Source organism: Metabacillus sp. Hm71 (assembly GCF_051842955.2).
GTDB lineage: Bacteria > Bacillota > Bacilli > Bacillales > Bacillaceae > Metabacillus.
On the sequence record NZ_CM200278.1, the window covers coordinates 546,145 to 559,142 of the forward strand.

Genomic DNA, 12,998 nt, shown 5'->3' on the forward strand with positions numbered 1-12,998 from the left:
TATTATGCATTTCTAGCTAAATGATTAAAATATTCTAGGATTTTATCTTTTTCGATGATTCTATCTTTTGGAGTATCAATCCAAGGGTCTTCTTGATGTGTTAGCTCTTCAAGATATTTCCCGTCATATTCTCCGTAGGTTTCCCAAACCACATTAATTATGTCTACCTGTTTTTTCGATAAAATGGGCTTTCCTTTTTTGTTTTTGTTTTCAAAAAACTCTTTAGGTATAGTTAGATACTTGTGATGTCTGTACTTACGATAAATTTCTGGAACAACAGGACCATGGTCCCAAGCTTCTATTTCTTCATCAAATAGTTCGTTCCCGTTGCTATATGCCATGTGCCAACCTTGACAGTAGTACAACAACTTCTGAAGTTTTAGCGGAGTGATGGACCAAGAAGTGCCAGGTTTGCTAATACTCAATAAGTATGATGCAACATCTTCAACTTTTGGCATAATCATTCCTCCTTCCTTTATTCTATTTTAAATGAAAGGGGAATAAATGTCACTTGACAATTGAGTGTTATAAAAGATAATAGCCATTATCAATTACAATGAAATATTTTTTGAATTTTAAATATTCCCTTTGCCTTAATTAATTTTTATTTGAAAAGGATTGAGCTTGATTAGTGATTATGCACTATTTAATCCTTTGACTTGATCAATGGTTAATTGTTTATTTTTTTTCTAATAAATTGTCCTTTTCGAAATTCTCCATTGCTTCATGTTTAAAGTATTTAGGTGAACACTACCACATCATTTGGCTAAAATATTTTCCTACCGTCAGCAGTCCACACACGTGGAGTGTGTAGCGAAACTCATTTTTAAAGATGTAAAATAAAAGTAAACATTTCGTGGTAAAACATTTCCTATTTGGGCCAGTTTTCGGTACTTAATTTGTGTTCTATAGATTTTAAAAGTGAGTAGCAGGAGCGCAGGATGCTTTTGTTAAGGCGAGTGAAGCCCTAAGTGCCAATTTTGTTAAAGGCATCTTTAATAGAAAAAAGAGTAACAATTCCATAATATTGATACGGAAGAAGTGTACCTTAATTATTTTAATTGATCACAAAAATATGAAGAAATAAAATGGGGAGGGATTTTTGTGACAAATAGTGAATATCAAGCTATAGTCGAGGAGAAATTTGGGAAAACACTTAAAGAAATAATGTATGAATTATGTGTTGAAAGAGATGTTGTTCCTTATGAGGGTGCAACTATTTTGGATGTCCCAAAATCCGTGTTTCTATCTTGGAGAAATAAATTTAGATTTGGTCCTATACAGTTGCAAGCTGATTACGCAGAACGAATTCATAATGAAAGAATGGATGAGTATAAGAATGAACTGAAGTATATTGATTTCAACAGAGAGTTCAAATATGAAGAAGAAAAATCTTTAGAAGGGTTTAGAGAACTTTTACAACGATTGTTAGAAATTAAGAAAAAAGTTAACTTGGATGAAAATGCAATAGATAATATCAATGCAGTAATGGAAATTGCAGTCCTCGAGAGGTCTTTGCAATATATTGAAGATTATATACATGGAAATTTGATGGAGAAATATAACTACTTTAAAAGTTTTTATATTAAATAACGAGTATGTAAATCAAGAAGTTGTATAGCCCAACAAGAATTTTCCAATCCTTTAAATTTATCAATACAGCTCCCTTAAATTCTGAACAAGTAAAGCATATATAAGCAAAATTATACGATAAAACGGAGGTGCTGGTAAATGAAATGGAATGAAGTACGTAAACAATTTCCAAATCGATGGTGTGCTGATAGAATCTCTTAGAGCTAAAACTGAGGATAATGATAGAATTATTGAGGAAATGTCAGTGATTAATGACTTTGAGAACGGCAATGCGGCATGGAAAGCGTATAAAAAACTACATGCGGAAAATAAAAGCCGTGAATTATATATCTTTCACACGAATAACGAAGAAATAAAGGTAATTGAGCAGCCATATATAGGGGTGCGAAAAAGAGTATGAAATTTGCAGTGGATGACCAATTGCCTCTAGTTTCTGTTCATATTGAATACAATGGAATGAAAAAGACATTTAGCAACGTGCTGCTTGATACTGGCTGCGCTTCAACCATTTTCGATACGGACTTATGCGAAGAAATCGGGCTGATGCTTGATTTAGAAAATGCCATTACACTAAAGATGTACGGAATTGGTGGCACTGAAATCTGTATTGAACAAAAAGTGAGCTGCATGAATATTGATGAATTCCAACTTAATAACTTCTCTATACAGCTCGGCGATGTTAGAGAAATGCATGGATTTGATGGGATCATAGGTAGTGATTTTTTTCTTGCAAATAAATTAATAATTGACTTCGAAAATATGGAAGTACGAAAAAACGTAGTTTAAGTTTAATACTACTATATCTATATTAATCTGCGATCAAAATCCAAGCCATTTGAGAATGCTGGTAAAGAGTACTTCGTTAAGGAAGTAACATGCATATCGTTTAATGAAAATTTATAGCACCTTCCTTATTACTAGGAGATAATGATGAGTTTGCAAACGTAGTTATTTGTCCATTATGTGGTGAATTAGGCAGTAAAGTGAATAGTACATATAAGACAACGGAAATTGATTATGGTACTTATTTGGGAAACTATATCAGAGCATTTGAAAAATCAAATGAAGAGAGTCCTTGAGGTTACTCTATGATTGATCTAACTTTTTGGAAACAGTTAGGCACCGTTAAAGTAAGACCATTTAACGATGATGATAGTGGCTGTCTTTCTTAATTACTCACTAACATCCCGTATGTTGCCACATACATTCCGGATAAGTCAAATGCTGTTCACTACATGTATGATTGAATTAAATAGAAATGTAACAGTGAGGGAAAGATCTTATCGGTTAAAACGATAAGATCTTTTTTATACGATTCCCTTGTTTTACAATCTATTAATTGATATTATTATTAAATTATTAATATTCTGAAATAATTTAAATTAAAAAGAGGGGGAATAAATATGGGCAAAAAATTCATAAGGGTAATCCTAGTCGTTTTGCCTTTTATACTTATGCTCGGAGCAATACCATTTGTAAATCGAATTGATCCTATTATTCTTGGACTGCCATTTTTTCATTTTTGGCTGTTTTTAGGAATGGTTATCACTCCAATATGTACGTTTGTCATTTATCGATTACAAAAGTCAGAAGGGAGTATTGAATGATGCAAGGAAATTTAACAGCTTTGATCATCACAAGTTTCATTGTTTTATCAGTTGTTTTAATTGGATTTATTGCTGGACGAAATAAAGCGAGTAGAAGCTCTGTGGAAGAGTGGTCTGTTGGCGGCAGACGATTTGGACCATTGCTCGTTTGGCTCTTAGTAGGCGCTGATTTATATACGGCTTATACATTTTTAGGGTTAACTAGTACTGCCTATTCAGGCGGGAGTCTAGCATTTTTTGCGATTCCTTATACCATTATTGCTTTCTTTACTTCTTATTTCTATCTTCCAAAGCTATGGAAAGTTTCGAAAAATCGTAAGTTAACAACACTTGCTGATTATGCTAAGGAAAGATTTGATAGCAAGTTTTTATCTTTATTAATCGCAATCGTTGGTGTCTTAATGTTAATCCCTTATATTGATTTACAGCTAGCTGGGATTCAAGATACGCTAACAGTAGCTGGGACAGGGTTTATTAATGTTAAAGTCGTTGTTATTTTATCGTTTTTATTAGTAGCACTTTATACATTTTTTAGCGGTATTAAAGGGCCAACCTATACAGCTATAATAAAAGATATTTTAGTGTGGGTTATTATGTTATTCATGGTTGCATCACTTCCAATCATCCATTTTGGAAGTTGGGGTTCAATGATGGATAAATTCGTGGCAGAATCTCCGCAGCTGCTAACCATCCCTGCTACAGGACCAAAAAGTTTTCCATGGTTTATCACAGCATCATTAATTTCTGGATTGGCGTTATTTATGTGGGCACATGCTGCAACTGGCGTATTTACTGCTAAAAGTGCTGACGCGCTTCGAAAAAATGCAATCTATCTGCCATTTTACAATATTGTGTTGATTCTTGTTATTTTCCTGGGTTTTGTTGCATTTCATATACTGCCAGAAGGAAGCGATCCGCGATTCGCATTATTAAATTTAATCCAAATGTCTTACGGCGGTGTGGTTCAAGGACTAGCATATTCTACAATTGCACTAGCTTCGCTTATTCCTTGCTCCATTATGGCAATTGGTGCTTCCAACCTGTTTGCGAACAATATTTACCGCGATTTTATTAATCCAAAGGTAAAACCAGCAAAATTAACAATGATTACCCGTTCGATGGTATTTGTCGTTATTGGACTAGCGTTAATTTTTGGCATGCTCTTCCCGACAGCACTTGTATCGCTTCAGCTGCTTGGTGTTTCTGGAATGGTTCAAATTTTTCCGGCAATTGTCTTTAGTCTGTTTTGGAGAAAACAATCGAAAGAGGCTACAATATTAGGCTTAATTGTTGGACTAATTGTTACCTTTACTGTATACGCAACTGGAAAATCCTTCGGTATTTATGAAGGTTTCTGGGGATTACTCGCAAATGTCATAACACTTGTGGTTCTAAATCCAATTTTTGTTAAAAAGACAATGAACAAAACGAATCCTGTCATCGATCAATTGTTTCCGAAACAACAAGTCTCACATATGAGCTCACGAAAAGGCGCTTAACATTGTGGCCATCTGACTAAAAAAGGCACCTCTAAAATTAATTTACTTATTTACAACAAAGTTTTTTAAGGCAATGGAATGTGATTTACCACATATTACCCATTGCCTTTTAAAATGGTTTCTCTGAATTTTCGTGCCCGTTTCTTGAAAGGACTATTGTCAAAGGCTTTTATTTTTAAGAGGTTCTTACGATAAATCTCAATAATAAATCGACTTTCGGCATCTGATAATTTTCATCTTCCTGAATATTTAACGTCATTAGCCCGGAAAGAAGGGATAAATAGCATGATATCAGTTCGCTAGGATGATCATCTGCAAGTTCCCCTTTCTTCTGCCCTTCAATGAACAGGGGTTCCAATATGTCGATATAAGTCTTCATTGTATTCTCCTCGACAAGCTTTTTGGCATCTTTGGGTACTTCATCTGACGTACGAGCGTGATGCATCAGCATGAAATGAAGTTGGGAGCCCTCATTAAGAATCTCAGCGGTTAAAGCCTTTATTTTATCTAATGGGGATCCAGGTAGGTGATAGATGCTCTTGATGCCGGCAATAGATTCATCTATTGCTTGCTGAACGAGTGTAGTAAAAAGTTCATCTTTGGAATGAAAATAGCGGTAGAGAAGCCCGGCGCTTATTCCAGCTTCACTAGCAATCATACTCATTTTTGTGCCAATAATTCCTCGTCGAGCAAAGACCTTAAGGGCTGCTTCCATAATTTGTTCTTTTCGTTCATCACGAATTTGCTGCAACTGTTCTTCGTTTAAAGGTGCAATGATGTTTCACTCCTGATCATTTTCATAATTTTTGTGCATTCAAATGTTCAAAGGCTGTTGAGGGAAAGGCTGGAATAATCTGAGACAATTGTTCCTCAAGTGTCTGACCGCATACATTTGAGAGTTCACAGAGCAATTCTTTGCTTTCGGAAGATCCCTTTTCAGAAGCAAGAATGGAAGAGATCATGTGCGAATTTACTATTCGATCTAGCGGCAAAAGTAAAGTATTCACCGCCCAATACAAACCATAACGTTCAAAATTACGTTTGGTAGTAGCATGTTTAATATACAATGCAAAGTATTTTTGAGCAAATTCAATCCCCTTCAGCGGTTTGCCTGCATATGAAACTCCTTGCCATGGTAGATTAGCAGCACAATTCAACCACCAGGCAGGTTCAACAATTTCATTCATTTTTTTTAGTATGTTTCGTTCAAAATAAGGTAAGGGATGATTTCGTTGTTCACGTAAGCAGGCTTCCAACATTTCTGCTTCTATTGCAGCCATTGTAATTCCTTGGCCAAAAATCGGATCAAAATGGCAGAAAGCATCTCCTAATACCAACAATCCTGATGGCCATTGCTCCATTTCTTCAAAGTGATGCCGGAATAATTCAGTCATTCTATAACCTCTGGGAACTGTAATTGGTTCAAGCTCTTGCAACACTTCAGCTATTAATGGATCGGCGAGCTTTGCAATCTCTTGTTCATACTCATCGACATTTGTGGTTGGATAATGCCCCCCAGGACGATAAAGGACTGTTTCAGCTATGTTATTCTCAATTGTGGAAAATACCCCGGTTAACGTCTTATTGGCAGGATCTCCTGCAATTCGAATGACATCCCAGTTTACTGACAAATGGGAGGGGATCTTGTAATGGCGAGTGCTGTAACCTAGCGAGACTTTGAGGATATCAGGACTTGGTACATCAAATCCGAGATGCTGCAGCCATTTTGTCAATTTAGAGGAACGGCCGCTGGTATCAATGACGATGTCTGCACTTAGTGTATTCTGTTGACCTAGTTGTTCTCGTTCTCGTACATAAACACCTGTTACAACTGCTTGATCTGATGACATAAGCAAGCCAATTACGTCAACCTTTGTAAGAAACTTAATATTGGAAATCCTTTTCACGCGCTGACGGCATACCCACTCAAGCAGCGCTCTGCTGAATGTTGCATCATTTTCTGTATTGGGCATGACAAGGGAGCCATATTGATTGGTCTGGTGAATCATTTTATTCTGTGTGGATGGGGCGCCGCAAGACAGTAATTCATCATTAAATCCAGGGAAGAGCCGTTCCATGATCATTTTACCTCTAGGTGTAAATCTATGCGGGTGAAACGCTTGAGGAGTACCTGCACGAATTTCAGATTTTACAGGTAGATCATCTTTTTCGATGATAAGCACTTCTGTATAATAATCAGAAAGTACTCTTGCAGAGAGTAGTCCGGCCATTCCTCCACCAATCACAATTGCTTTTTCCCAATTGCCTTTTGTAACATTTACCTCTGTTTTGATCATCTTGATCGCCCCCCAATATATTCATTTACAAAATTGCTCTTTTAATGAGTGAATGGTTCATTCATTAAAAGAATAAATTGAACCATATAAAATGTCAACAAAAAATTTAATTGCAAATAAACAGATAGCTTATTCCTTATTTAAATAACAAACAAATTATTAGAAAGGCAGGCATGTTTGTCATTTTATACTGAATTGAACCTGTAAACTTTTTGTGTTTGGATCAAATATTATTTTATGCTTTGCAGTATAGGTTTAAAAAACTCATCTGCACTCTGGACTGTCAATTGCAGGGCAATGGATTAACGGTCGACCACAATTTGACAACATCGTATCCATTGCCTTTTAAAATTGCTTTTCCTAATTTCCTTGCCGTTTCTTGCTGAAATCTTCAACACATTACCTGGTGTTGGGTTTTCTTTTTCCACTATCAATATCTAAATGTGTCAACCAGAAACAAAAGAGTTTTTTGGAGACACTCTATTCCACGCTTCTTCTAGAATTCTTTTAAAAACGAGTGCCTGTTCCCAACGATCTGAAATTTCTTTTGGAGTAAGATTTGAATAGTGGGTAATAGAATAGTCTGGTGGGCCAAGTTCACATACAAGAGGCAAAACATCGCCTGGTTTTGCCTCTTTCAACCAATAGGACATTCCTTTTTCCCACCACCCAACAAACCGATCCGTCATTGGATGTTTTCCCTCAGGACCAATATCAACCTGTATCTGCTGCCCATTAGAAACACGGGCATGAATAGAGGACGTCCTCTTTAATAATATATCCAAACACTCTTCTGCTTTCTCTGAATAGCAGCCTTCTCCAGCTAAAACATAATGGGAAAAATCAATGGTTAATCGTAAGTCAGGAATTTCATTTACATAATGTACGGTCCGAATTAAGTCCTGGGTAATCCGGCCACGATGTGTTTCAACAAAATACAGGATATTTTCCTTTTTTGCTTCTGCAACAAGATCCTTTAACAGCTGAATTGCATCATCACCAATAGTGAAATCGTCCATTACTTGTGAGTTTATATACTGAACGCCAAATTCCTTTGCTTTTTTAATCAATGGTTGAAGATCTTCCTTTTTAGAAGGAAAGGAATGAATCCCGAAACTAAATTGGTATTCATCAAGGAGTCTCCTCCACTTTTCGGCCTCATGATCATCAGGCAGAGAACCCATGATCCCAGTAAAGCCTGCTTCCGCTATCTTTTCAAATTTTTCTTCCATTGTCCATTCCCTAGTGCCGTTTCCTAAACCGATCATCGCCCACCATGATTGTTGGATATCTATTTTCAACATTCCAGCTCCTTTGCATTCATTTTTCTAATTAAACTGCTGTATTTTCGTTAGCCAAATAATATAATAGTTTACCATTCTTGAGTAACGCTCTAAGGGTTCTTACCTTTTAATAATTATCTAATAATAGATTCGTTACCCAATATTTGGTCTTCATTTCTATATGATATTGTAATAATCTTCTAATCATTGTAAAAGTAACAATACAGCTAAAAAGTATAACAATCCTGCTATATTAATTTCTTTACATGATCGATTCATATTTAAATTTTCTAACCCAGCAAGCATCAAGGAGCTTTAAATAGAAGCATTTCTAAAAGTCGAAATTGCTTCTAGCTTTTATCTAGTAGAATGTTGTTTTTGATGCTTTAATGAATTTTTGATTTATTTACATTAAATTTACCTTGGTATTATGTTGGATTAATAAAGAAATTATAATATTTCATATATAGTCCACATAAAACAAATTAAAAAGGAGTGTTTTTAGTAGAGATTCATATTATGAAGGAAAAATTATTAGGAGGGATTTATGATGAAATCAACTAAAAAAATTGGATTATTATTAGCAGCAATCATGCTAGGGCTTATGTCCTCTCTACCTAGTGTACAAGCTTTCTCAGAATCATCAAATCTAGAAGAAAACAATCGTAAACCAGAACTTGTTTTTCCTGTAATTAGTGATGTACATATTGATAATGGATCAACTGCTGATATGGAAAAGTTTACATCAGCAATGGATCAACTGAACAAAGTTGCCCCTGATCAGGATGCTTTTGTTGTTGTAGGAGATTTGACAGATTACGGATATGCAACAGAGTATGATAAGTTTTTCTCTATTTACAATGCAAAGAAACAAGCTGGCGTCAATTCCATGTTTACAATGGGAAATCATGATTATTGGAATGGTCTGTCGGTTAAGGATGCCCAAGCCCGCTTTCTAGAAAAAACCGGGATGGAGTCAATCTATTATCACAAAGAAGTAAATGGCTATCATTTTATCGCTTTAAGTCCTGAAAATAGCAATACACACGGTTTGTATTCAGTTGAGCAAATTAAATGGCTGGCTGAACAGCTGGAAGCTGCAGAAAAAGACAATCCGGGAGAACCGATCTTTGTTTTCCTTCATCAGCATATTAAAGACACAGTGTATGGAAGTGATTTGTGGGGAACACAGGAAAATAAAGAGCTTTTATATAATACATTGAAGGAATATCCTCAAGTGATTACGTTCTCTGGACATTCCCATTATCCGCTTGAAGATCCTAGAACCATTCATCAAAAAGACTTTACATCTGTTGGAACTTCATCAGTCAGTTATTTAGAATTGGAGCCAGGTAAGCTTCAAGGGTTTCACCCACAAGGATATCGGGATATTAGCCAAGGGATGGTTGTAGAGGTCTATAACAATGAAGTTGTTATTAAGAAACGTGATTTCCATAAGGATGATTGGGCAGGGGAGCCATGGGTGATCAAATTCCCAGCTAAGACAAAGAACTTTAACTATACAGAGGACCGTGATCAGAAAAATCCAACGTTTATGTCTAAAGACCACGCTTCGATTATAAAAGAAAAATCAACATTAAGAAGTTTAACTATCGAGTTTCCACAGGCAACTGATAACTTGCTTGTTCATTCCTATCAAATAAAGGCTAAAAATAAAGCGACTGGTAAAATAGATGCAGACTTTAAAGTATTTTCTGACTTCTATTATGATCCTGTGCCTGAAAAATTAGAGTTCCCAGTGAATGGACTTCAGCCAGGTACTGCTTATGAAATTGAAGTACAAGCATTGGATTCATTTGGGAATCCTAGTGAAACAAATTTAAAAGCTGAAGGAACAACGAAAGCGTTAGAACTAGTTTCAGTACAAGCTTCTCCAACTTTAATTACGAATGGCGAATCGACTTCGCTTCATGTAAAGATGAAGAATTATGGAAATAAAGCTGTAAACGGAAAAATTAAGATTGATGCACCTGCCGGCTGGACGTTGGAAAATAATGAGATCCAATACGAGCTTACAGGAAATGAAGAAGAAACGTATACTGTTCAAGCTACACCTTCTGAAGAACTTTCAGGGGCTTCTGAATTAACAATTACAGCTTATGAAGGTGAACAGGCAATCGGATCAAAGAAAGTTCAAGTCCTGGTGAATATGATGCTTGGTCAAAATTTTGAAAGTTTGCAGACATCATTAAAACCTGCAGTAAATGAGAATATTCCTAGCTCCATTCTTGGGTGGACACAAGAAACGCCAAATGGCTGGACGATTACGAATAGCTCTAATATGCCTGCAGGGACAACCGAATGGCAGGGTTGGAGCTTTACGACAAAAGATTTTTGGACAAAAGCTGAAACACAAGATCGTGAAGATTTTGGTCTTGGACAAGGTGTTATCGCTGTGGCTGATCCAGACGAATGGGATGATTATGGATCACCTGCTTCCAAAGGGTATTTTGATAGTACATTAACTTCTCCTTCTGTAAAAGTTGAAGGTGGCCAAACTTTATCATTAGGATTTGCTTCCCATTATAAGCAAGAAGGCATTCAAACCGCTGAAGTAACAGCAATTTTTGATAATGGCGAAAAGCAGCAAGTTCTTATTTATGACAACAAAAGCACTTCTGATAATAGAAACGGTCATGTTTTAAATAAGTATGAAGTGAAATCTATTCACGTTCCTGAAGGCGCTTCTTCTATGAAACTACAATGGAGAATGTATAATGCCAAAAATAACTGGTACTGGGCAATTGATGATATTAGACTCGATGATCAAACGATTGTTGCACCAAAATAAATACTGTACATGTCCTTAAAGAGTATGAGATATCAGGCGACTTCACCTATTGGTAAGTCGCCTTCTTATTGTAATCTCAAAAATTAAGATAAAATTCTTACTCAAATGTTCATCTGTTTTTATCTTTGTAAATGTTGTGATAAACCTGTTATTTATTTCATTCATTAATAAGAATAGTATGCATATCTTTTGGTAATGTTACTTAATATATGCTAATATATTATTATGTAACCTGTTATTGGAGGAAATCCTATGGAGTTTGTTAATCCTATAAGAGATATAGAGAGTATAAATGCTATAAAGAGCATTTTAAGGAAACAATCGCAAAGGGATTTATTGCTTTTTGTCTTTGGGATCAATACAGGAATTAGGGTCAGTGATTTACTTTCTTTAAGGGTTATCGATGTATGGGATGGGGAGCACATTAAGGAATTTTTATATTTGAAAGATGAGAAAAGTGGCCATACACGGGCGCATTATATTAATAATTCCATTCGGATGGAGTTAGAAACATATTTAAGCAGCCGAGAGTTTAATGAAAATGATTATTTGTTTAAGTCGAAAAAGAATAACCAACCGATTACTCGTCAGCAGGCTTATCGGATTATCCATAAAGCAGCGGAAGAGGTTGGGATAAAAGAGAAAATAGGAATGCACACACTTAGAAAAACATTTGGATATCATGCCTATCGGAAGGGGATCGCTATTTCAATTATAATGGACATTTATCATCATCAGTCCCCCTCTGAAACACTGCGCTATATCGGGATAAATAAACAAGATCAAGATATGATTAGAGTCGACATTAATTTGTAAACAAGTTGGAGATAAAAAAAGCCTCCACCAATGGTGGAGGGAGTTATACGTTAAAGTATAAATTTGCAGCGCAGGAGAAAATTCGACGTAGTGGCAAATTTTAAGAATGAAGTATAAGTGCAACTAGGCAGTCGCACTGAGCCTAAAGGCTTGGCGCCAGCCAAGTTTTCTTTATAAGGTAAGAAAGTATAAAATTTTGAACTTAGTTTTAGTGTCTAGCCACTCATGAATTGAAGGCAAAGAACGCCTTCTATTCATGAGCGTCTTATTTGCCCTAGGCTGATCAAGGCGCTTGCGCTTTTCTTATAAGTAATCGTCATCGGAGTTTAAATTTGAATTCATTTCAACATTTGTTAAGTCTGTCACGATATCTTCATGTACTTGGACTTGTAAGGTTTCTTTATCCTTCATAAATTTGAAAATACCGTTGTTAAAGTCAGTTCCGTATTCCTTAAAGAAAATTCCTTCATACTCAATATCCTTTGTATGTTTAAAGATTAGGCGGTATTGGCCGTGCTCCTTTATCAAATAAGCACGTACTCCTTTTTCAAAATGTCTATCAGGATTTTTAAGATAACGTGATACAGAAATAATATGCAGGTCAACAAAGGGGATTTCACGCAGTAAAGAGTTGATAATAGACCCTTTTGCGATTTGTTCCCAGCGACTTTGAGCTGTTTGGCCAAGAATAATCTGTGTAATGTTCTTTTCTCGTGCAACCTCTGCAATTACTTTTGTAATGGGTCTTTGTTCATTATCTTTCATAATGAAGGCATCAGCGCTATGTTGCTCTGCTAACTGTTTCCATCGTGTAATATAACTTGTCTTTTCTGCATCCAAATCATCAAAGGGTTTAGGATCAACGGTCAGGATGTAAAGAGGACAATCAAGCATATTGGCAATCTTACAGCCCCGTTGTATGAGACGTTCTCCATTAGGACCATAATATACACAGACGAGGATGCTTTCGTCCATGCGTCCCTTTATTCTCTTCATTATTCGTTCACCTCAGTATGGCTGTGAATTAACCTAAAAAAATACCATTTTACAATAAACTATGTATGACTATAACGTATGCTACACATTCAGTC

General features: G+C 35.9%; 12 protein-coding genes. 7 read left to right on the plus strand and 5 right to left on the minus strand.

The features are described from left to right. Window positions 1–2 precede the first annotated feature (2 nt). Window positions 3–458, minus strand: coding sequence for a Panacea domain-containing protein (locus ACSVDH_RS02765; protein ID WP_439253099.1), 456 nt, complete (start codon window positions 456–458; stop codon window positions 3–5). Between the two features lie 646 nt (window positions 459–1,104). Here ACSVDH_RS02765 and ACSVDH_RS02770 point away from each other — a divergent pair. The 5 genes from ACSVDH_RS02770 to ACSVDH_RS02790 all read left to right on the plus strand — a co-directional run bounded on the left by ACSVDH_RS02770 (window position 1,105) and on the right by ACSVDH_RS02790 (window position 4,699). Beyond that, a complete protein-coding gene (locus ACSVDH_RS02770; protein ID WP_439253100.1) occupies window positions 1,105–1,593 on the plus strand; it encodes a hypothetical protein in 489 nt (162 codons plus the stop codon). A 148-nt stretch (window positions 1,594–1,741) separates the two neighbouring features. Continuing rightward, a complete protein-coding gene (locus ACSVDH_RS02775; RefSeq protein ID WP_439253102.1) occupies window positions 1,742–1,993 on the plus strand; it encodes a hypothetical protein in 252 nt (83 codons plus the stop codon). Further along, entirely contained in the window at window positions 1,990–2,379 is a 390-nt protein-coding gene (locus tag ACSVDH_RS02780) for an aspartyl protease family protein (RefSeq protein ID WP_439253103.1), read from the plus strand. Before ACSVDH_RS02775 ends, ACSVDH_RS02780 begins: the two co-directional genes overlap by 4 nt. A gap of 617 nt (window positions 2,380–2,996) precedes the next feature. Then, complete coding sequence (locus tag ACSVDH_RS02785) at window positions 2,997–3,200, plus strand: DUF3311 domain-containing protein (RefSeq protein WP_439253104.1); 204 nt, start codon at window positions 2,997–2,999, stop codon at window positions 3,198–3,200. Then, on the plus strand, window positions 3,200–4,699 hold the full coding sequence (locus ACSVDH_RS02790) for a sodium:solute symporter family protein (protein ID WP_439253192.1): 1,500 nt from the start codon (window positions 3,200–3,202) through the stop codon (window positions 4,697–4,699). The genes ACSVDH_RS02785 and ACSVDH_RS02790 overlap by 1 nt, the downstream gene beginning before the upstream one ends. A gap of 175 nt (window positions 4,700–4,874) precedes the next feature. On the opposite strand, the gene ACSVDH_RS02795 is transcribed toward ACSVDH_RS02790, so the two are convergent. From ACSVDH_RS02795 to ACSVDH_RS02805, 3 genes are all read right to left on the minus strand, one after another. Then, window positions 4,875–5,474 carry a TetR/AcrR family transcriptional regulator gene (locus tag ACSVDH_RS02795; RefSeq protein ID WP_299088989.1) on the minus strand — a complete coding sequence of 200 codons (600 nt, stop codon included), beginning with the start codon at window positions 5,472–5,474 and terminating at the stop codon, window positions 4,875–4,877. Between the two features lie 22 nt (window positions 5,475–5,496). Beyond that, the gene (locus ACSVDH_RS02800) at window positions 5,497–6,996 is read right to left on the minus strand and encodes an FAD-dependent oxidoreductase (protein WP_439253105.1); all 1,500 of its coding nucleotides are present in this window, start codon (window positions 6,994–6,996) and stop codon (window positions 5,497–5,499) included. 446 nt (window positions 6,997–7,442) lie between these two features. After that, window positions 7,443–8,300: a sugar phosphate isomerase/epimerase family protein gene (locus tag ACSVDH_RS02805; protein ID WP_439253107.1), complete on the minus strand. Its 858-nt coding sequence runs from the start codon at window positions 8,298–8,300 to the stop codon at window positions 7,443–7,445. Window positions 8,301–8,829: 529 nt separating this feature from the next. Between ACSVDH_RS02805 and ACSVDH_RS02810 the strand changes: the two genes are divergently transcribed. Both ACSVDH_RS02810 and ACSVDH_RS02815 read left to right on the plus strand, forming a co-directional pair. Next, window positions 8,830–11,091 (plus strand): metallophosphoesterase, encoded by a 2,262-nt coding sequence (locus ACSVDH_RS02810; RefSeq protein WP_439253109.1) that lies wholly within the window; start codon window positions 8,830–8,832, stop codon window positions 11,089–11,091. Between the two features lie 252 nt (window positions 11,092–11,343). Further along, entirely contained in the window at window positions 11,344–11,907 is a 564-nt protein-coding gene (locus ACSVDH_RS02815; protein ID WP_439253110.1) for a tyrosine-type recombinase/integrase, read from the plus strand. Between the two features lie 303 nt (window positions 11,908–12,210). Here ACSVDH_RS02815 and ACSVDH_RS02820 read toward each other — a convergent pair whose 3' ends face one another. Further along, the gene (locus ACSVDH_RS02820; protein WP_439253112.1) at window positions 12,211–12,903 is read right to left on the minus strand and encodes a universal stress protein; all 693 of its coding nucleotides are present in this window, start codon (window positions 12,901–12,903) and stop codon (window positions 12,211–12,213) included. Window positions 12,904–12,998: the final 95 nt, after the last annotated feature.